Annotated in this window: 17 protein-coding genes; 13 read left to right on the forward strand and 4 right to left on the reverse strand. The window is 61.7% G+C overall.

The genetic code is table 11. From position 1 onward, the window contains the following. Positions 1 to 43: 43 nt before the first annotated feature. Entirely contained in the window at positions 44 to 1,066 is a 1,023-nt protein-coding gene (locus tag AB7813_RS25360; protein ID WP_441228680.1) for an NAD(P)H-dependent flavin oxidoreductase, read from the forward strand. Here AB7813_RS25360 and AB7813_RS25365 read toward each other — a convergent pair. Further along, the gene (locus tag AB7813_RS25365) at positions 1,063 to 2,070 is read right to left on the reverse strand and encodes a helix-turn-helix domain-containing protein (RefSeq protein ID WP_441228681.1); all 1,008 of its coding nucleotides are present in this window, start codon (positions 2,068 to 2,070) and stop codon (positions 1,063 to 1,065) included. The two genes, AB7813_RS25360 and AB7813_RS25365, sit on opposite strands and share 4 nt — an antisense overlap. Before the next feature lie 210 nt (positions 2,071 to 2,280). On the opposite strand from AB7813_RS25365, the gene AB7813_RS25370 reads away from it, so the two are divergent. From AB7813_RS25370 to zigA, 10 genes are all read left to right on the forward strand, one after another. Continuing rightward, positions 2,281 to 3,480 carry a serine hydrolase domain-containing protein gene (locus AB7813_RS25370; RefSeq protein ID WP_441228682.1) on the forward strand — a complete coding sequence of 400 codons (1,200 nt, stop codon included), beginning with the start codon at positions 2,281 to 2,283 and terminating at the stop codon, positions 3,478 to 3,480. A gap of 35 nt (positions 3,481 to 3,515) precedes the next feature. Then, positions 3,516 to 5,108 (forward strand): ABC transporter substrate-binding protein, encoded by a 1,593-nt coding sequence (locus AB7813_RS25375; RefSeq protein WP_441228683.1) that lies wholly within the window; start codon positions 3,516 to 3,518, stop codon positions 5,106 to 5,108. Positions 5,109 to 5,112: 4 nt separating this feature from the next. After that, on the forward strand, positions 5,113 to 6,063 hold the full coding sequence (locus AB7813_RS25380; protein WP_441228684.1) for an ABC transporter permease: 951 nt from the start codon (positions 5,113 to 5,115) through the stop codon (positions 6,061 to 6,063). Beyond that, positions 6,060 to 6,950, forward strand: a complete 891-nt coding sequence (locus AB7813_RS25385) for an ABC transporter permease (protein WP_441228685.1) — start codon at positions 6,060 to 6,062, stop codon at positions 6,948 to 6,950. Before AB7813_RS25380 ends, AB7813_RS25385 begins: the two co-directional genes overlap by 4 nt. Then, complete coding sequence (locus tag AB7813_RS25390) at positions 6,947 to 8,557, forward strand: dipeptide ABC transporter ATP-binding protein (protein WP_441228686.1); 1,611 nt, start codon at positions 6,947 to 6,949, stop codon at positions 8,555 to 8,557. The genes AB7813_RS25385 and AB7813_RS25390 overlap by 4 nt, the downstream gene beginning before the upstream one ends. A gap of 73 nt (positions 8,558 to 8,630) precedes the next feature. Then, positions 8,631 to 10,649, forward strand: coding sequence for a primary-amine oxidase (locus AB7813_RS25395; protein WP_441229000.1), 2,019 nt, complete (start codon positions 8,631 to 8,633; stop codon positions 10,647 to 10,649). A gap of 24 nt (positions 10,650 to 10,673) precedes the next feature. Beyond that, positions 10,674 to 10,976, forward strand: a complete 303-nt coding sequence (locus AB7813_RS25400) for a hypothetical protein (protein ID WP_441228687.1) — start codon at positions 10,674 to 10,676, stop codon at positions 10,974 to 10,976. Between the two features lie 9 nt (positions 10,977 to 10,985). Beyond that, a complete protein-coding gene (gene ggt / locus AB7813_RS25405) occupies positions 10,986 to 12,563 on the forward strand; it encodes a gamma-glutamyltransferase (protein ID WP_441228688.1) in 1,578 nt (525 codons plus the stop codon). Positions 12,564 to 12,799: 236 nt separating this feature from the next. Continuing rightward, positions 12,800 to 13,948 carry a GGDEF domain-containing protein gene (locus AB7813_RS25410; protein ID WP_093759426.1) on the forward strand — a complete coding sequence of 383 codons (1,149 nt, stop codon included), beginning with the start codon at positions 12,800 to 12,802 and terminating at the stop codon, positions 13,946 to 13,948. A gap of 181 nt (positions 13,949 to 14,129) precedes the next feature. Next, positions 14,130 to 15,341 (forward strand): zinc metallochaperone GTPase ZigA, encoded by a 1,212-nt coding sequence (zigA, locus tag AB7813_RS25415; RefSeq protein WP_089262025.1) that lies wholly within the window; start codon positions 14,130 to 14,132, stop codon positions 15,339 to 15,341. Between the two features lie 4 nt (positions 15,342 to 15,345). On the opposite strand, the gene AB7813_RS25420 is transcribed toward zigA, so the two are convergent. The 3 genes from AB7813_RS25420 to AB7813_RS25430 are packed head-to-tail and all read right to left on the reverse strand — an operon-like array spanning position 15,346 to position 17,902. Then, a complete protein-coding gene (locus AB7813_RS25420) occupies positions 15,346 to 16,047 on the reverse strand; it encodes a DUF1045 domain-containing protein (RefSeq protein WP_441228689.1) in 702 nt (233 codons plus the stop codon). Between the two features lie 20 nt (positions 16,048 to 16,067). After that, the gene (locus tag AB7813_RS25425) at positions 16,068 to 17,255 is read right to left on the reverse strand and encodes an alpha-D-ribose 1-methylphosphonate 5-triphosphate diphosphatase (RefSeq protein ID WP_441228690.1); all 1,188 of its coding nucleotides are present in this window, start codon (positions 17,253 to 17,255) and stop codon (positions 16,068 to 16,070) included. After that, positions 17,252 to 17,902 (reverse strand): chloramphenicol acetyltransferase, encoded by a 651-nt coding sequence (locus AB7813_RS25430; RefSeq protein ID WP_441228691.1) that lies wholly within the window; start codon positions 17,900 to 17,902, stop codon positions 17,252 to 17,254. The genes AB7813_RS25425 and AB7813_RS25430 overlap by 4 nt, the downstream gene beginning before the upstream one ends. Positions 17,903 to 18,126: 224 nt before the next feature. On the opposite strand from AB7813_RS25430, the gene phnC reads away from it, so the two are divergent. Continuing rightward, positions 18,127 to 18,936 (forward strand): phosphonate ABC transporter ATP-binding protein, encoded by an 810-nt coding sequence (gene phnC, locus AB7813_RS25435; RefSeq protein ID WP_441228692.1) that lies wholly within the window; start codon positions 18,127 to 18,129, stop codon positions 18,934 to 18,936. Positions 18,937 to 19,049: 113 nt separating this feature from the next. Beyond that, positions 19,050 to 19,988 (forward strand): phosphonate ABC transporter substrate-binding protein, encoded by a 939-nt coding sequence (gene phnD, locus AB7813_RS25440; RefSeq protein ID WP_441228693.1) that lies wholly within the window; start codon positions 19,050 to 19,052, stop codon positions 19,986 to 19,988. Positions 19,989 to 20,064 lie beyond the last annotated feature (76 nt).

Raw genomic sequence — 20,064 nt, forward strand, 5'->3', positions numbered from 1 at the left:
GAATTCCGGCTATCCTCCCGAAAAATGAGAGAGATGGAAACAAATGCAGCTGTCTTCGGACGACCGCTACGCAATCAACGATCTTAGCGGCAAAGCGAGTGCGGCGCGCTTTGCCGAAACCATTCGGCCGCGCCTGTCGGTGCCTTTGGTCGCGGCGCCGATGTTTCGCGTGTCGGGTTCGGATCTCGTTATTGCGGCGTGCAAGGCCGGCGTGATCGGTTCGTTTCCAACAGCCAATTGCCGAACCGACGATGAACTCGATAGCTGGATAGCGCGCATTCTCGGTGCGCTCGGGCCGGACGACGCGCCGTTTTGTCCGAATCTCATCATCCGCCGCGAGAGCTTGCAGGATGATCTTGCCACGGTGATCCGGCATGGCTGCGAGATGGTGATCACCAGCGTCGGACCGCCGGACGCCGTCGTCGCACCGCTGCATGAGGCAGGCTGTATGGTCTTTGCCGATGTCGCCTCGATCCGGCATGCGAAGAAAGCCATTGCAGCGGGAGTCGATGGGCTCGTCTTACTGACCGCGGGTGCCGGCGGGCAGACCGGCTGGGTCAATGGTTTTTCCTTTGTCCGCGCGGTTCGCTCTTTCTATGAAGGGCCGATCGTATTGGCTGGCGGCGTGTCCGACGGGCGGGCGATTTTTGCCGCCGAAGTGCTGGGTTGCGATCTCAGCTATATGGGCACCAAATTCATCGCCACCGAGGAGAGCATGGCGGTGGACGAGTACAAGCAGATGCTCGTCACGTCCGAACTCGACGATGTCCTGCTGTCACGGGCTTTCACAGGCCTGGAAACCAATACGCTGGTTCCCTCGATTGTCGCCGCGGGCCTTGATCCGAAAGATCTGCCGACGGACATGACCAAAGAACGCGCCGATGCGCTCTATGGCCGGCAGGCGACGTCCGGGGTCAAGCGATGGCGCGACGTCTGGAGCGCAGGCCACTCTGTCTCTGGTGTTGCTGCAATCGAGCCCGTAGCGACGCTGGTCGCCCGCACGCGCGATGAATATGAGACTGCGCGTTCGACGACACGGCGTTCGCCCGCGGGGCCAGCGCGCTAGGAGTGAAGCATTCGCGCTCGGCGCAGGGTTTCGGACGGCAATTCCGCAAAGTGGCGCTTGTAGTCGAGCGAGAACTGGCTGAAGTGCCAGAAGCCCCACTTCACCGCGATATCGTACACACCGATCTGCTCATCGCTGCATTGCTTGAGTTCGCGGCGGACGCGGTTGAGCCGCACCGCTCGGAGATAGTGGATCGGATTGCTGCCGAGCACGTCCTGAAAACAGTAGTTCAGCTTGCGGCGGCTGGCGCCGACGCCCTTGCAGACATCGAGGATCGACATCGGCTCGTCCGGCCGCGCGAGCATCAAGGCGCAGGCGCGTTCGACCAGACGCTTCCGTGCATTGCCACCACGCAGGTCGTCGCAGGGCTGCAGCGTCGGCAACAGGTCGATAATTTCTGATAGCAAATTGTCTTCGAGATGCTGACGGGCGGCAACGTCGTCCAGAATCTGCGGTGTCTGCGCGACGATCTGGTGCGCATAGACCAGCAACTGCCGGACGCGGTCGATCGCATCCGGGTCCGTCTTCAATTCCCTCAACTGATGCCAGAGGCCGTCGGGCAGTTCGATCTGCAAAGCAGCCAGTGTCTTTTCCATCAGCGCCGCGTCCATCACTACGCCACGCAACTCGAACTCCGGCGGTGTGCACATGTCGACTTCTGCATCGAAGCACGTGATGACGTTGCCCGGCGACATGCAGGCGCCGTTGAAATTGATGTCGGTCTGGGTATTCCACGGTAGCGCGATGCCGAAGCTGTCGGAGCCGAGTAGTCCGTATTGGCGCACTTTCTGGCTTGTGGTTTCCCTGAACACCTGAAGTCCGGGCAGCCGTACCTCTGTGAAAGTGCCGCGAAAAGCGCCGCAACTGATCTGATCGTAATCCAGCCGCCAGCGGCCGAGATTGGCGCAATGCGTATCGACGTCATCGCTCGCGGTGTCGAATAGCCAGGAATCCGCAGCTATTCCGGAGCTTCCACCAGCAGAGACATCAGGAGACAACAACATGCCGGATCCACTCTTGGCCGCTCAATCAGGGTGCAGATGTTAATCTAAGCAAAGCCTATGCCAGTCCCGCCGGAAAGGCATGGGCTGATTTTCGGAAGATTTGCCGATTCTTGATAACGGCCGAACCGACCTCCGCAGATGATCCCACGTCCGAACTGCCCGCCGGGTCGGTTGGTTCGCCATCATGCTGCAGTGCCATACGAGGTCGAGATGAAGCCAAGTGACGTCATGAAGGGTGCGCCTCCGTTGACCGAGGCGCTGGTGACCCGATTCAACTGGCGGAAATACCCCTACAGCCAGTGGAGCTTCCGCAATACGCGGCAGGTGCTGCCGACGGCGGATATCCGACGCTCCTCAACGCCGAGCGCACTGACGTCGTCGGTTCGCGATCTCACCACGGTGGCCTTTGTTGCCGACGGAAAGCAGACAACGGTCGCCGAAACGCTGGCGCAGACCTACGCGGACGGATTGCTGGTGATGCAGCACGGCAAGATAGTCAGCGAATGGTACGGCGAGGGCATGACCCCGCATACGCCTCATCTGGTATGCTCGGTCAGCAAATCGATTTGCGGCACGCTGGGAGGCGTGCTGGTCGAGCGCGGTCTGCTCGATCCCGATAAGCCGATCACCCACTACATTCCGGAAGTCGCGGAGTCGGTCTATGGCAGCTGCACGGTCCGCAACCTGCTCGATATGACGGTCGCGATCAAATTCGACGAGGACTACGACGATCCGGAAGGAGATGTCGTCAAATATCGCCTCTGCAACGGCTGGGATGTTCTGCCGAATGGTACTGCGCAGGGCGACCAGCGCAGCTTCCTTGCGACGCTGCGGCCGAATGGCGGGCCGCACGGCAAGGTGTTTCACTACGTGTCCACCAATACCGACGTGCTGGGCTGGGTCTATGAGAAGGCCTGCGGCAAGCCCTATGCGCAGATTCTTTCAGAATATATCTGGGCGCCGATGGGTGCGGAAGACGACGCCTATATCACGCTCGATACACACGGTGCGTCGCGCTCCGCAGGTGGCATCTGTGCGACGTTGCGCGATCTCGCCCGGTTCGGCGAGATGATCCGCAATCGCGGTCTCGCCAACGGCATGCAGGTGGTGCCCGGTGGTTGGATCGACGACATCCATCTCAATGGCGACACGCAGGCCTTTGCGAATGGCGATCTCGCCTTCGTTTTCCCGAGCGGTCGCTATCGCGCATGTTGGTACACCATCGATCCCGCACGGCTCGATCTGGCGGCCGTCGGCATCCATGGCCAGTGGATCTATATCGATCCCACCACGGATACGGTGATCGTCAAGGTCGCGGCACAGCCGAAGCCGATGGATATCGCCATCGACCATCGCTGGCTCGCCGCGTTCCGTGCCATCGGCGAAACGCTGTCCAAATCTCCCTTCTGACGTTTTCGCATCACTCTCATTGCCTGGAGACCGCCATGTTCAATGATTTCGGCCGTCGTTCGTTGCTCAAGGTCAGCGCCGCCGCTCTTGCCGCAGGCATGATGCCGCGTATCGCGCGCGCGCAATCAAGCAAGGTCATCCGCGCTGTCATGCACGCGCCGCTGCGTGCCACCGATCCCTTGATCAACACCGCATGGACCGGCCGCAACCACGGCCTGAACATCTATGACACGCTGTTCTCCACCGACTCGAAATTCCAGATCCGACCGCAGATGGTGGAGGCCTATGAGATATCGGCCGACAAGCTGACCTATACGTTCAAGCTGCGCTCCGGCCTGAAATTCCACGACGGCGCGCCGGTGACGTCGGCCGATGTGATCCCGTCGCTGCAGCGCTGGGCCAAGCGCGACACCATGGGCTCGCGGATGATGGGTTTCGTCGCGGAACTGAAGCCTGTCGACGAGCGGACGTTCCAGATGGTGCTGAAGTCCCCCTATGGTCAGGTCCTGCAGACACTGGCCAAGCCGTCCAGCATCATGCCCTTCATTATGCCGGCGCGCCTAGCGGCGCAGGCGCCGGATCAGCCGGTGACGGAGTTTGTCGGTTCCGGCCCGTTCCGCTTCATCGCGTCGGAGTTTCGCCCGGGCAACCGCGCCGTCTATGAGCGCAACGCGGATTACGTCTCGCGCGACGAGCCGTCCGATGGCCTTGCTGGCGGCAAGATTGTCAAGATCGATCGCTACGAGTGGATCAGCATGCCGGACTTCCAGACGGCGGCGAATGCGCTGATCAATAAGGAGATCGATTTTCTCGAAGCCGCGCCGCACGACATCCTCCCGTCGCTGATTGCCGCAAAGGACGTTACCGTCGCCGACTACAATCCACTCGGATTCATGTCGGTGGTGCGCATGAACTGGCTCACGGAGCCGTTCAACAGGCAGGAAATCCGACAGGCCGTGATGTATGCGAGCGACCAGGCCGACTGGCTCGATGCGCAGGTCGGCAATCCCGAATATTATCAGGCCTCCGCTGCAATGTTCGGCGTCACTACGCCGCTGGCAAGCGAGGTTGGCTGGAACACCAAACCGGATATCGCACGCGCCAAGGATCTCCTGAAGAAGGGCGGCTACAAGGGGGAGAAGGTCGTGATGCTGCAGGGCACGGACTCGCCGTTGCTGTCCGGCTCCAGCACCGTCACCGCGCAGAAACTCCGTGCCATCGGCATGAATGTCGAGGTGCAGACCATGGACTGGGGCTCGCTGCTGGCGCGCCGCGTCAAGCAGGATTCGACCGCCAATGGCGGCTGGTCGATGACCCATTGGGTCACCACCACGACTGAACTGATGAACCCGCTGGCCAGCACGGTGCTTGACACCCGCGGGAAGAATGGCGGTTTCTTCGGCTGGCCGGAAGACACCGATATCGAAAGCCTGCGCAACAAATTTGCGCTAGAGCCTGAAGCCGCCGCCCAGAAGTCCGTCGCCGAGACGATCCAGAAGCGCGCCTATGATGTGATGACGCATATTCCGGGCGGCCAGTTCCGTCAGCCGGTGTCGCACAGCAAAGGGCTCAAGGACATCGTGAGGGCGCCGGCGCCGCTGTTCTGGAACGTCGAGAAGACGGCATAACACGATGGCAGTCGCCGGCGTCCTCCTGAAGCGATCCGTATCGGTCGTCCCCGTGCTTGCGGTGGTCGCGCTGATTGCGTTCCTTCTTTTGCGCTTCTCGTCCGGCGATCCCGTGGCGCAGCTTGCCGGCGACAATGCCGATCCGGCAGCGATCGCCGCGATTCGAGCGCGGCTCGGCCTCGATCAACCATTGCCGGTGCAGTTCCTGCATTGGCTGTGGCGGCTTCTTCAGGGTGATCTTGGAATCTCCATCGTCTCCAATCAGCCGGTCTCGACGCTGATCGCCCAGCGCGTCGGTCCGACATTCGCCGTCTCGCTCACCACCATCATTTTCTCGGTGCTCGTCGGCGTGCCGACTGGTGTACTCGCGGCATGGCGTCGCGGTGGCTGGTTCGATCGTTTCGCTATGTGGACCTCGGTGACCGGCTTCGCTGTCCCGACCTTCGCCATCGGTTATTTCTGGATCTATCTGCTGTCGATGCAGCTCGGCCTGTTTCCCGTACAGGGCTATGCACCGCTGTCCGAAGGAATTGGCCGGTTCTTCTGGCACCTCGCGCTGCCGACGCTGACGCTCAGCCTCGTCTATGTCGCGCTCATCGCCCGTGTCGCACGCACCAGCCTGCTCGAAGTTCTGAACGAGGATTTCGTCCGCACCGCACGCGCCAAGGGCCTGCCGGAGCGCATCGTGGTGTTCAAACATGCGCTGCGCAATGCCGCGGTGCCCATCGTTTCCATCGTCGGTATAGGCGTGGCGCTGCTGATCGGCGGCGTTGTCGTCACCGAGAGCGTGTTCAATCTGCCCGGCCTCGGTCGTCTCACCGTCGACTCGGTTCTGGCGCGTGACTATCCGGTGATCCAGGGCATCATCATGGTGTTCGGCGGCGCCTATGTGGCGATCAATCTCCTGGTCGATATCAGTTACACATTCTTCGACCCGAGGATCAGCGCGCAATGACCGCCACCACCGTCATCGCGCCCGCATCTTCGCCCGTCGATGTGTGGACCTTCGCCCGCAAGCTGCTGCGTAACCGGGCGATCCTGTTCGGTCTCGGTGTTCTCATCCTGCTCGCTTTGGTCGCGGTTTTCGCCAGTGCGTTGTGGACTGTGGACCCGGCTGCGCTCAAGCCGCGGTTGCGGCTGCGTCCGCCGAGCGCGGTCAACTGGCTCGGCACCGACAATCTCGGCCGCGATATCTGGAGCCGGCTGATCTATGGAAGCCGTGTGTCACTGATTGTGGGCGCGGTGGTGGCCGTTATCGCGGTTATGGCCGGTAGTGCGCTTGGCCTGATCGCCGGCATGGTGCGCTGGATCGACAATGTGCTGATGCGCATGATGGACGGTATGATGGCGATTCCCGCGATCCTGCTGGCTATTGCGCTGATCGGCGGGCTCGGCGCCAATCTCGTGACCATCTGTATCGCCATCGCCATTCCCGAGATCCCGCGTGTGGCACGCATGGTACGTAGCGTCGTGTTGACGGTACGCGAGGAGGCCTATGTCGAGGCCGCCGTCAGCATGGGCACGCGGCTGCCAGTGCTGGTTATCAGACATATCGTTCCCAATATTCTTGCGCCTCTGATCGTGCAGGCCACCTATATTGCCTCATCGGCGATTTTGATCGAGGCCTCGTTATCCTTCCTCGGCATCGGCATGCCCGACGAGATTCCGAGCTGGGGCAACATGATGGCCGATGCGCGGCTGTACTTTCAGATCAGGCCCGGCTTGATGCTATTCCCCGGTATCTGCATTGCGCTCACCGTGCTCGGCATCAATCGGCTCGGCGACGGCCTGCGTGATATGCTCGATCCCCGGTTGGCGCGTTCGGTGGGAGGCGTCAAATGAGCGAGGCCGTCCTGGAAGTCGCGGGTCTCGCTGTCGGGCTGACGCATGATGCCGAGGCACGCCGCATCGTCCGAGATATCAATGTCACCGTGCCGCTCGGGCAGATCGTCTGCGTCGTCGGTGAATCCGGTTCCGGCAAGTCGGTCACGGCTTTCAGTGTCATGGGCCTGCTCCCTGAAGGGCTGAAGCCCGTCGCCGGCTCGATCAAGCTACTCGGCGAAGAGCTGATCGCGGCCACGGACGACCGGATGCGCGAACTATGCGGCAGCCGCATCGGTATGATCTTTCAGGAGCCGATGACGGCGCTCAATCCGGTCATGACCGTGCGCGAACAGCTTGCCGAGCTGATCGAATGGCATTCCGACAAAAGATATACCAAGACCGAAGTCGATAAGCGCGTTCTTGCGGCGCTGGATGACATGCTGCTGCCCGATGCCGCGCAGATGATGCAGGCCTATCCGCATCAGCTCTCCGGTGGTCAGCGCCAGCGCGTGATGATCGCCATGGCCATGCTGCTCGAACCGATCCTGCTGATCGCCGATGAGCCGACCACGGCGCTCGACGTCACGACGCAGAAGCAGATCTTGGTGCTGATCAAGGATCTGGTGAAACGCAAGAATATCGGCGTGCTCTTCATCACCCACGATTTCGGCGTCGTTGCCGATATCGCCGATCAGGTCGTGGTGATGCAGAAAGGCGTGGTCGTGGAGAGCGGCAGCGCCGACGCTGTCCTCAAGAATCCCACGCAGCCTTACACACGTCTGCTGATCGATTCCGTGCCCAAGGGCATTCGCAAGTCCGCCGAGATTCGTGACCCGTCGCCGACGGTGCTAGAAGTAAAGGCGCTGAAGATGACCTATGGCCACCGCGGTTTCTTTGGCCGGGGCCGGGTGACGCAGGCGGTCAAGGAAGCTGCATTCACTTTGGGTCGCGGCGAAATCCTCGGCGTGGTCGGCGAGTCCGGTTCCGGAAAGTCGACGTTGGCGCGCTGCGTGTCGCGGCTGATGAAGCCGACATCGGGCGAGATCAGCCTGCTTGGCACCGATATCGCGCGTGCATCTAACGAGACGCTGCGTCCGCATCGCCGCTACATTCAGGTCGTGTTTCAGGATCCTTATCGGTCGCTCAATCCGCGCCTCTCGGTCGGACGATCGTTGATCGAAGGAGTCGTCAATTTTGGAGCGACGCCCGAAGTCGCACGCGCCAGGGTCGCGACACTGCTGGAGCTTGTCGGCATGGATACGCAGATACTCGATCGCTTTCCGCATGAATTCTCCGGCGGTCAGCGCCAGCGCATCTGCATTGCGCGCGCACTGGCCTCCGAGCCGCAGATTCTGATTGCCGATGAAGCCGTCTCGGCGCTCGACGTCACCGTGCAAGCGCAGGTTCTCCAACTGTTCGCCGATCTGCGCAGCCGGCTTGGCCTCGCCATGCTGTTCATCACCCATGACCTCCGCGTTGCCGGTGAGCTGTGCGACCGCATCATGGTGATGAAGTCCGGCGAGATCGTCGAAAGCGGCCCGACGGCCGACATCTTCGACAATCCGCAGCATCCCTATACCCGTGCATTGTTTTCGGCGGCCCCCGGCCGCGAGCGACTGCAATGAATGCTTTTGACGCCCAATATTTTCCAATCCCTCGCGGCGCCAAGCGCCTTCAGGAGTTCTGCCTATGACGGTCATGACCAAGATCGAGAGCGATGCGATCGTTCAGCCAACGGCTGCGCCGGTGCCGTTCCATCCGCTCAACCCGCTCTCGCTCGACGAAATCGGCGCGGCCTGCGATCTCGTAAGGAGAGATGCCAAACTGTCGGCGCGGGCTCGCTTTCCCATCGTGCGGCTGGAAGAGCCAAGTAAGGCTGATCTGCGCGCCTATGCCAGTGGCACGTCGCTTCCGCGCTTCGCCTTCATCGTCGTGCTGGACTCCGCAACCGGCGCATCGACCGAATACATCGTCGATTTGACCGCCAGCAAGATCGTCGAAAGCAAGCTGCTGCCGAATTCCGAAGCGCCCTATGGTCAGCCACCGGTGATGATCGGTGAGTTCATGCTGTGCGAGCAGATCGTCAAGTCCGACGAGGGCTGGCGTAACGCGATGCGCCGTCGTGGCATGTCCGACAAGGATATGGAGATGGCGCAGGTCGATCCGTTCTCGTCGGGCTTTTTTGACCGCGATTTCGAGCGTGGCCGCCGTATCGTGCGTGCCGTCACGTTCTTCCGCGAGGACATCAAGGACAACGCCTATGCGCATCCGGTTGAGGGTGTCGTGGCCGTCGTCGATCTGATCCACCAGAAAGTGGTCGATCTGCTCGACGACGAGGTCGTGATTCCGATCCCGAAGAAGAAGCGCAATTACGGCGCCGACGAGAACGCCAATCCGCGCACCGACATCAAGCCGCTGAATATCGAGCAGCCGGAAGGGCCGAGCTTCAAGGTCGATGGCTGGAATGTGGAGTGGCAGAAGTGGAGTTTTCGCGTCGGATTCACACCGCGCGAAGGTCTGGTGCTGAATCAGCTCGCCTATCAGGATGGCGACAGGAAGCGCTCCATTATCCATCGCGCCAGCGTCACCGAAATGGTGGTGCCTTACGCCGATCCGACGGCCAATCATTACTGGAAGTCAGCTTTCGATGCCGGCGAATATGGCCTGGGTATGCTCGCCAACGCGCTGGAGCTCGGCTGCGATTGCCTCGGCAACATCCATTATTTCGATATCCCGGCGGCCGATGAACAGGGCAAGCCGTTCACCATGAAGAATGCGGTCTGCATGCATGAAGAGGATTACGGCATCCTCTGGAAGCACTACGAATTCCGCAACGGGCTGTTCGAAGTGCGCCGCTCGCGGCGCCTCGTCATTAGCTTCTTCGCGACTGTTGGAAACTACGACTACGGATTCTACTGGTACCTCTACCAGGACGGGACCATCCAACTCGAGGCCAAGCTCACCGGCATCATCCAGACGGCGGCAGTTGCGCCGGGCCAGAAATATGCCTGGGGCGGCATGGTCGACGAGAATTTGGGCGGCCCGACGCATCAACACTTTTTCAATGTCCGCATGCATATGGATCTTGATGGCGGCGGTAACACCGTCACCGAGCACGAGTTCGCGCAACGCCCGTGGGGTACTGACAATCCGCATGGCAATGCGTTCGATCTCAAGAGCCGCACACTGTCGCGAGAGCGGGACGCGGCGGCGATCGCGGACGGGCAGAGCGGCCGTTACTGGAAGGTCACCAACCCGAACAGCAAGAACAGCGTCGGCAATCCCACGGGTTACAAGCTCTCCGTGATGCCGAGCCCGTTGATGCTGGCGCAGGAGGGCAGCTTCGTGCGCAAGCGGGGCGGCTTCGCCACCAAGCATGTCTGGGTTACCGCCTATGATCCTGCCGAAAAATACGCCAGCGGCGATTACCCGAACGTCCATGCCGGCGGCGATGGCCTGCCGCGTTACATCGAGCAGAACCGCAACATCGAGAACACCGACATCGTGCTCTGGCACTCATTCGGTCACACCCATGTCTGCAAGCCCGAGGACTTCCCGGTGATGCCGGTGGAATATGCCGGCTTCATGCTGAAGCCGAACGGCTTCTTCGCGGCCAATCCGGCGCAGGATATCGCGCCGGAGCGCAATGGCCGGAGCGTGCTCAGCACCGAGGCGCCGACGGGAACTCCCGCCAACTCCTGCTGCCACAAATTCTGAGGTGATAACCGGGAGGCACGCGACATGATCTGCTGCCTCCTGGCCCTGCTCGCGGCATTACCCGGCGTTGCGCTGATCCGGCGCTTGAAGGCCGGTCGTGGGTCACGCGCGCATTACGTTCAAATTTGCACGGCTGGGTTGCGGCGCGATATCGTATTCGCGGTAGCGGCTGCCAGTCTCATTGTTGTCATAACGGCTACCGCACTGCCGATTCACACGCTAAACCACACGCCATCCCCGCGCGCCTGGGGGCCGATCTGCTCGGCGCTCGACCGCATCTCTCCCGCCTCGTCGCGCGATCTGCGCCAGGCGGCTTCGTACCGATAGAGGACTCTCATGCGTGATTTCATGGCCGTCGCCCGTTCCGTTGCCGTTGCCGAGCATGGGATGGCCGCAACCTCGCATCCGTTGGCGACGCTGGCCGCGGTGGAGATGTTGAAGTCGGGCGGCAATGCCATCGATGCGGCGCTGGCGGCAGTCGCCGTGCAATGCGTGGCCGATCCGGCGATGACCGGCATTGGCGGCGACTGTTTTGCCCTCTATTCGCGGAAGGGCGGCGCGCCGATCGCGCTGAACGGCTCAGGCCGTACGCCGGCCAAGATCGATTCCGAGAAATATGCGGCGTCCGGTGACCGCGACATTCCCGAGACCTGTGTCGAGACCGTCACCGTGCCCGGCGCCATCGATGCCTGGTGCACGCTGAGCAAGGATCATGGCTCGAAGCCGCTGGCCGACGTGTTTGCCGCAGCCATCGATGCCGCCGAGAACGGCTTCCTCATCACCCCGCGCGTGTCCGCCGACTGGGCCAAATGGCGCCGCAAGCTAGAACTGCATCCCGACGCGACCGCGCAGTACCTGCCGGGCGGCCATGCCCCCGCGGTCGGCGACAAGCGCGTCCAGCCGGCGCTCGCTGCCACGCTGCGCCGGGTCGCGCGCGAGGGCCGCAACGGCTTCTACCAAGGCCAGGTGGCCGACGACATCATCACCACGCTGCGCGCCGTCGGCGGCGTGCACGAGGCCGATGATTTCAATGAGCAGCGCTCCGACTATGTGACGCCGATCTCGGCCAATCATCACGGCTATGATGTCGCCGAATGCCCGCCAAACGGCCAGGGACTCGCCGCACTGATGATCCTGCGCGTGCTGGCCGGCTATGACATCGCCAATCTGAGTGAGGCCGACCGTATCCATGTTCTCGCGGAGGCGACCAAGGCGGCCTATCGCACGCGCGATGCCTATTTCTGCGATCCTGCTTACGGGCAGGTCGATGTTGAGCGCTTCCTGTCGGACAAGTTCATCGGCGACCTCCGCGCCAAGATCGACATGAAGCACGCTTCGCCGGAAGAGCATTGGGACTCGGTCATCCACAAGGACACCGTCTATCTGACCGTGGTCGACCGCGATCTCAACGCCGTGTCACTGATCAATTCGCTGTTCGGCCCGTTCGGTAGCGGCATCTATGCGAAGAAGTCCGGCGTCCTGCTGCATCACCGCGGCTGGAGTTTCCGTGCCAAGCCCGGCCACGTGAATTCGCTTGGCCCGCGCAAGCGGCCGATGCACACGATCATCCCGGGCATGCTGATGAAAGACGGTCGCGCGGTGATGCCGTTCGGCGTGATGGGCGGCCATTATCAGGCCACCGGCCATGCCCAGTTCATATCCGATGTGATCGACCGCAAGATGGACATCCAGGCCGCTGCCGAGGCGCCGCGCTCGTTCGCGACCAACAACCTGCTGCAGCTTGAAAAGACCATCCCGGAAGCGGTGCGCAACGATCTGGCCGCCCGCGGCCATACGCTGCAGATGATGGATACCGGCATCGGTGGCTGCCAGGCCATCCAGATCGATTACGAGCGTGGCGTGCTGCTCGGCGCCTCGGACCACCGCAAGGACGGCCTCGCACTCGGCTTCTGATCGATCAGGACAAGGCGCGATGGCGAGCTTCGGGTCCCATCGCGCCGTGACTGGTCCGGAGTTCGCCAGTCTTCTACTCGATAAGCTCGAATTCTCTGCATCCAGCGGAAGAGGCTCTGCGCCTGGCGGACAAGCGTGCGATTGGTAACTGCCGGTTAACTCAGTTAGATTTTGACCGAGTTCGCCGATGAAAATTTCAGACTTTGGCGGTATCGGGTGCTTCGGGGAGAAGCGACGTGGTCAAATTCTGGAGATCAATTTTCGTAGGCGTTCCGGACCATGTCCGGATCGAACTCATCGACATGCTCTTCCAGACGCGTGTGCCGCTTTCGATCGCCGGCTTCACACTGGCCATTGTCTCGTGTCACGTCGCCATTAGTTCTGCGAATCCATGGTTCTACGGGTTGAGTGCAGCCGGAGTGATCGTCACGATCTTCCGCGTGGCCACCGAAGGCGTCTATCATCGCAGTAAGGGTCAACGCAGCTTCACAATCGCCGCGGCCGAGCGATGGGAGCGGCTTTACGCGTGGAGCAGCTACGTCTTCGCAGGGCTGATCGGAATACTCGGCGCAGCAACCTTCTGGGCGAAGAATCCGGCTCATCAACTCCTGGCGACCGCGTTGGTGTTCGGCTATGCGGCCGGCATCGTCTGTCGGATTTCCGTCCGGCCGGGGATCGCATTGCCTGCCTTGATGCTGGTCGCCTTGCCGACGGCGTTCGCGGCGCTCGCCCGCGTCGATAGCAATCTGGCTTTCTATGCGGTGATCCTGATTGCGTTCCTGCTCGGCAGCTTCGAGACCGTGCGTTTCATCTATCGGCAGAATATCGAGCAGATCTCGCTCAAGCACGAATTCTCGACCCTCGCGCGGCACGATGCGCTGACGGGCCTGGCCAATCGGCTTGGCTTTCAGGAGCGCCTCGCGATCATCGCCGCGCGCGCCAGGGCGGTGGGCTGTCTCATTGCCGTTCACAGCGTCGACCTCGATCGGTTCAAGGAGGTCAACGACGTGCATGGCCATCCCGTAGGCGATGCGCTGCTGCAGGCGGTCGCGAGCCGGCTCAGCGGAATTTTGCGCGACGGCGACTTCGCGGTGCGCATGGGCGGTGACGAATTCGTTGTGGTGCAATCCGTCGTCGGCAATCGCGAGGAGGCAATGTTGCTGGGCCGCCGCATCATTCGGACGCTCTCGGAGCCGTTCATCATCGATGGCCTGGAACTGACCGTTGGCGCCAGTGTCGGTATAGCCATCGGCCGCGAGGGTGACGATCCCTGCGATCTCACACCTGCTGCCGACAGGGCACTTTACGCCTCGAAAGCCAGCGGCCGAAACCGCGTGACCTTTGCCAAGCCGGTGGATGCCGAGACAATCGCGCGGGCAGGCTAACGTCGAGGCAATGAGCGTGGGCTGACCCGCGCCAGATGAATTTCCGGCACATCAGAAAAGCTGACAGCGCACCAACGGGATCGGTGGGCGCGGGGTTGACAGGCATGAAGATTGTAATGTTATAACATTACAAATAAGAAGAGCCTGATGTCCCGTAGCCTCAAAAGACTGTTCGATCTCGATGCAAAAACTCCCCGTCACAGTCTTGTCCGGCTTCCTCGGGGCTGGAAAGACAACTTTGCTGAACCATGTGCTGAACAACCGTCACGGCCTGAAGGTGGCGGTGATTGTGAACGACATGAGCGAGGTGAACATCGATGCGGCCCTGGTTCGCGATGGCGGTGCCAACCTGTCGCGGACGGATGAGAAGCTGGTCGAGATGACCAATGGCTGCATCTGCTGCACGCTGCGCGACGATCTGCTCAAGGAAGTGCGGGCGCTCGCCGAAAGCCGGCGGTTCGATTACCTGCTGATCGAATCCACCGGAATTGCAGAGCCGCTGCCGGTGGCCGCGACTTTCGATTTCCGCGACGAGAACGGCGACAGCCTGTCGGACGTGGCACAGCTCGACACCATGGTGACGGTGGTCGATGCGGTGAACCTGTTGAAGGACTATTCCTCCACCGACTTCCTGCAGGACCGCGGCGAGGCCCTCGACGGTGACAAGCGGACGCTGGTGGATCTGCTGGTGGAGCAGATCGAATTCGCGGATGTCGTGGTGCTCAACAAGGTCAATGACGCCACGCTTGAGCAATGCAACAGCGCGCGCAAGATCATCTGTGCGCTCAATCCCGATGCCGATATCATCGAGGCAAACTTTGCCGATGTGCCGTTCGACCGCGTGCTCGATACCGGCCGTTTTGATTTTGAAAAGGCGCAGCAGCATCCGCTCTGGCACAAGGAGCTCTATGGTTTTGCCGACCACGTGCCCGAGACCGAAGAATATGGCGTGACGAATTTCGTCTATCGCGCGCGACGGCCGTTCGATCCCATGAAGTTTCAGGCCTTCCTGCGCGAGAGCTGGGCCGGCGTGATCCGCAGCAAGGGGCATTTCTGGCTGGCAACGCGGCCGCAATGGGTCGGGGAGCTCAGCCAGGCCGGTGCCATCGTGCGCACCGAGGGCATGGGATTCTGGTGGGCCAATGTCCCCGTCGATCGCTGGCCGGACGATCCTTATTGGCGGCAGTCGCTGAAGAAGAACTGGAACGAGATCTATGGCGACCGGCGACAGGAGATCGTCTTCATCGGTTCCGACATGGATGAAAGCGATATCCGTCGTCGGCTCGATGCCTGTCTCGTGCCTGGCAAGCCCGGCATGGATATCGCCGGTTGGGCCAAGCTCGCCGATCCGTTTCCGGCCTGGAAACGGGCCGACGAGATGGCATCCTCGTGACGCGTCAAGTCGCCGTCAGCGGCGCGTGACGCAGCACCTGGAAGCGCGACGTCGCAGATGTCTGGTGGAACAGGCCGATGCGGTCGATCCGCAGTGAGGTGAGATCAAGTGTCGCGAACCGCTGCTGCAGCATCGCCAGTACCGCGGCGCTGCGCTCGGGAGCAAGCCGTCCGGTCAGCGTCATGTGAAAGCGGAAGTCGTCGCGCACATAGGGATAGCCGAAACGATCCAGCTGCTCGACCTGCCGCGGCGTCAGGTTCTCCGGTTTGCGGCGCGCGCGATAGTTGGGCGTCATCGGTGCGCGGAACACCTCGAATCCCTCAACGCAGGCCTGAGCCAGTGTGGAAAGTTCAGCAGAGGGGGCATCCGGCACCACAGCCGTGAAGCCGCTGATGATACGAACCACAGGCGAGATTTCCGGGATGGCGCGGGGCATTCGCGCGAAGTCATCGAAGGCTGCGATCAGGTCGGCTTCGGTGGCTTCCGCCGCCAGCGAAAATGGTGCCTTCAGCGTGGCGTGAAAGCCGTATTTGCGCGGATCCTTGATGACAGCCGGCCAGTCCGGCGCCTGCATGATGAGGTCGCCGGGAACCAGCACGTCATTGCCGGTGAAGGGATCGTAGCCGAGGATTTTAGCGCCGAAGCGGGAGAGGGCGCTGTCGGCATCGGGGGCGTAATAGATCGCGTAACGCGGGAATTCACTCATGGCCGCACCATAAAGCCGCGTTACGCCGCGGCAATAGCTTTGCGTTGCAGGGCACGCGCCGGCTGCAGGCGCGTGGCATCGGTGAGATGCACGAGGTTGCCCTGTGCGATCACGGCGACGATGCGGGGACGCATTGCGATGCTGTCATCGACGAGCAGCAAATCAGCGCGGCGTCCTTCGGCGATCTCGCCACGGTCGGTGAGACCGGCGGCTTTCGCTGGTGCGGACGAGATTAATGCCCAGGCCTGCGGCAGCGACAGAATGCCGTCATGGAGCAGCCGGAAGGCGGCCAGCAGTTGCGCTGGATAATAATAATCCGACGCCAGCACCGAGCAGAGGCCCTTGGCAATCATGTCGGATGCCTTGGTCCAGCCGGTATGGCTACCGCCCCGCACGACGTTGGGTGCGCCGAATACGATGAAGTCGCCGGCCGCGGCCGCGGCCTTCGCGGTCTCTTCATTGATTGGGAATTCGGCGATATTGACGCCGAGTTTGCGGAAGTCGTTACGCATCGCGGGGGTTGCGTCATCATGCGAAAGCGTCGGCACGCCGGCAGCATTCGCCGCCTTGGCGAGGCAGGCAATCGAGGCAGGCACATCATCGGTGCGCGACAGCACGCGTTCGACCAGTTGATCGAAGGCCTCGCTCGTGAGGCCGGTGCGTTCGACCATCCGCGCGCGCTTCGCCGGCTTTGAGATGCCGGCGATGTCCATATGATCGTTGAAGGCGAGCAGATCGATGCGGCCGGCCTGCAGCCAGCCGACGATCTCATCTTCGGCGTCGAGATTGAACGTCTCCTGCCGCAGATGGAAGCGCGTGTCGGAGGCGAGCTTCGGCCGCAGCGTCTCGATGGCATCCAGCAGCTTGCGGGCGTTCTCCGCGCCGCGCAGGCCCGGCTCCCAGGACCACGTGGTGCCGTGAAACACTGTGGTGATGCCATTGGCGATGGCCTGCCGGTCGCTGTCGATCAAGGCGACATCGACCGGGAAGTCGACGCCGGGGCGCGGCATCAACTGCCGCTCGAAGGCGTCGCCATGCAGGTCGACGATTCCCGGCAGCACCAGCAGATCGGAGGCATCGAGGCCGAGCGCGCCATGGGGCGCATCCGATCCGATGTCCGCAATCACGCCATCCCCAATCTGCAGCGAAGTCTCGGCGATGTCCTGGCCGAGCAAAGTGCGTCCGCCGTCGATGAAAAGTCCAGTCATGTCACTGCCATCTGCCTGGGCGCCTTGACGCCTTTATACTTGCTCAGGAAATCCTCGACCGGGAGCTTGCGGAAATCCGGTAGCGCCTGTCGTAGCATCTCGTGGTCCCAGTTCCACCAGGCGAGGTCCATCAGCCCGTCTTCCACGGCTTCCGAAAATCGTCGCCGCACCGGCCGCGCCGGATTGCCGGCCACGATCGTATAGGGGGCGACGTCCTTGGTCACGATGGCGCCGGCGGCGATCACCGCGCCGGTGCCGATTTGACGGCCCGGCAGGACGATGGCGCCATGACCAAGCCAGACGTCGTGGCCGATGGTGCAGTGATGCGCGCGGCGCCATGCGAAGAAGTCGGCGTCGTCGCTCTCACCGGGGAAATAGGCGCTGGCGCGATAGGTGAAGTGGGCTTGCGTCGCCCGGTGCATCGGGTGATTGCCGGGATTGATCCGCGTCATCGCCGCGATCGAGCAGAACTTTCCGATCGTCGTGTAGGTGATCTGGCCGTCATTCACGACATATGAATAGTCGCCCATCGTCACTTCGTTGAGGATCGTGCGTGCGCCGACTTCGGTATAGGCGCCGAGCTCGGTATCAACGAGTTTCGCGGTGGGATCGACCTCTGGCGTGAGCGAGAGTTGTTTTCCGGCCATGTGACGCTCGTGCGACGGAAGAGGAATCGGTGGGTGATATATTAGAGTGTGCGCTGGCGCGCGGGCACCTCTTCGGTCGGTTTCGTGACGATGTCGTGACGTCAGCGTGAATTCAGGCGTGTTTTTCCCGCAACGACGATAACCCGTATGCGCAGGGCACATGTCACATCACTGTTAAACGCGGGCGTTACCGGTGGCGATGTCTATTGTCATTGGAGTGCCTCATGCTGGTGGTGGATAAGCTGACGTGCCGTTTCGGCGCCAAGGCTGCCGTCGATAACGCGTCGTTCGAGATCAAGCCGGGCGCATTCGTCGGCGTGATCGGCCGTTCCGGTGCCGGCAAGTCGACCATGCTGCGCATGATCAATCGCCTGTGCGAGCCGACCGAAGGCCGTATCGTATTTGATGGCACCGATGTTACCGCACTCAAGGGCCGCGATCTGCGCAAGTGGCGCGCCCGCTCGGCGATGATCTTCCAGCAGTTCAATCTCGTCGGCCGTCTCGACGTGCTGACCAATGTGCTGATGGGCCGCCTGGCCGAGATGCCGCAGTGGCGCTCGCTGACCCAGATGTGGCCCGAGGACGACCGCGCGCTGGCGATGTCGGCGCTGGAACAGTTCGACATGGCGCAATACGCCTCGCAGCGCGCCGACCAGCTTTCCGGCGGCCAGCAGCAGCGCGTCGCCATTGCTCGCGCCCTCGTGCAGCAGCCCGACATCATCCTCGCGGACGAGCCGATCGCATCATTGGATCCGCGCAACACCCGCATCGTCATGGATGCGCTGCTGCGGATCAACAAGCACTTCGGCATCACCGTGATGTGCAACCTGCATTCACTCGATCTGGCGCGCACCTATTGTGATCGCCTGATCGGCATGTCCGCCGGCCGCGTCGTGTTCGACGGCGGGCCTTCCGCGCTCACCGAACATATCGCCCGTGAACTCTACGATCTCGAAGCCGACGAGGTGATGGGATCGGCGCATGTGCCGACGCCCGCCCGCGTTCCCGAATACGGTGTTGCTGCCGTCGCGTGATTGCCGTGCGTTGAAAGTATCGCGGTGACGTCATCGTAACGATGGCATCGCCGCGATAGACGCGCCTTCTACCAAGAAAAAACGTTTCACCTCAGATCAAAACAGGGACTGTCATGATCAACCGTCGCTCCATTCTGCTCAGCGCCGCGGCGCTGGCTTTCGCCGCCACCTCGGCCTCGGCCCAGGATTACAAGGCCAAGTATCCGGAACTGACCTTCGCCATCATCCCAGCAGAAAACGCGTCGGGCGTCACCGAGCGCTGGGCGCCCTTCGTCGCCTATCTGTCGAAAGAACTCGGCGTGAAGGTCAATTTGCGCATCGCCAATGACTACGCAGCCGTCATCGAAGGCCAGCGCTCCGGCAACATCCACATCGCCAGCTACGGCTCGGCCTCGTTCGCGCGCGCCCGCCTCACCGGCGTGAAGACCGATGCCTTTGCCAACGACATCAACATCGACGGCTCGACGGGCTATTACTCGGTGTTCTTCGTCAAGGCGAACAGCGCTTACAAGACCATCGATAATCTGAAGGGCAAGAACCTCGGTCTGGTCGATCCGAATTCAACCTCCGGCAACAACGTGCCGCGCTTCGAGCTGGACAAGATGGGTATCTCCGATGCCGACACCTATTTCAGCAAGGTCGTGTTCACCGGCAGCCACGAAAATGCGCTGCTGGCGCTGTCGCAGGGCACCGTCGATGTCGCCGCCAACCAGTGGACCAACGACAACGATTCGACGCTGCAGCAGATGCTGACCAAGGGCATGCTGAAGAACGCCGACGGCTCGGCGATGAAGAAGGAAGACTTCCGCATCATCCACAAGTCGGCCCCGATCATCAACGGCCCCTATGCATATAGCTCCAACCTGCCGGAAGAGCTCAAGGTCGCCATCGCCAAAGCCTTCGTCGATGCACCGACCAAGGACAAGGCCGCTTTTGATCGCCTGTCGGACGGCCAGAAGAAGGGCTTCCATGCCGCGACCACCAAGGATTGGGACGCGACCATCGATCTGATCAAGTTCGTCGACGCGCTTCGTAAGAAGAAGGCGTCCTGATTGCCTGACCATTGAAGGGAGCCGGATCAGAAATGGTCCGGCTCCTTTTCTGTGTTTGATCCCAGATAGGCCCGCA

Origin of the sequence: Tardiphaga sp. 20_F10_N6_6 (genome assembly GCF_052076045.1) — a bacterium.
Classification (GTDB): Bacteria; Pseudomonadota; Alphaproteobacteria; order Rhizobiales; family Xanthobacteraceae; genus Tardiphaga; species Tardiphaga robiniae.